Origin of the sequence: Citrobacter sp. Cpo100 (assembly GCF_030332595.1) — a bacterium.
Taxonomy (GTDB): domain Bacteria; phylum Pseudomonadota; class Gammaproteobacteria; order Enterobacterales; family Enterobacteriaceae; genus Citrobacter; species Citrobacter portucalensis.
The window spans coordinates 1-281 of the sequence record NZ_JAOWHM010000007.1 but is presented as its reverse complement, the minus strand read 5'-3'; the positions used below and the strand labels follow the sequence as shown (position 1 = coordinate 281).

The following is a 281-nucleotide window of genomic DNA, read 5'->3' as shown; positions in this document are numbered from 1 at the left end:
CACACTACCATCGGCGCTACGGCGTTTCACTTCTGAGTTCGGCATGGGGTCAGGTGGGACCACCGCGCTACAGCCGCCAGACAAATTCTTTTCTAAGTGCCGAACTTTAACCGAAAAACTGGTGCTGATACCCAGAGTCGAACTGGGGACCTCACCCTTACCAAGGGTGCGCTCTACCAACTGAGCCATATCAGCACACTAAATTTGATGCCTGGCAGTTCCCTACTCTCGCATGGGGAGACCCCACACTACCATCGGCGCTACGGCGTTTCACTTCTGAG

The 281-nt window shown here is 54.8% G+C and carries 1 tRNA gene and 1 rRNA gene; both read right to left on the bottom strand.

The window, feature by feature from the left end:
• A 5S ribosomal RNA gene (gene rrf / locus OGX96_RS00040) occupies positions 1-81 on the bottom strand; the annotation flags it as partial.
• 38 nt (positions 82-119) lie between these two features.
• A tRNA-Thr gene (locus tag OGX96_RS00035) sits at positions 120-195 on the bottom strand.
• Between the last annotated feature and the right edge of the window lie 86 nt (positions 196-281).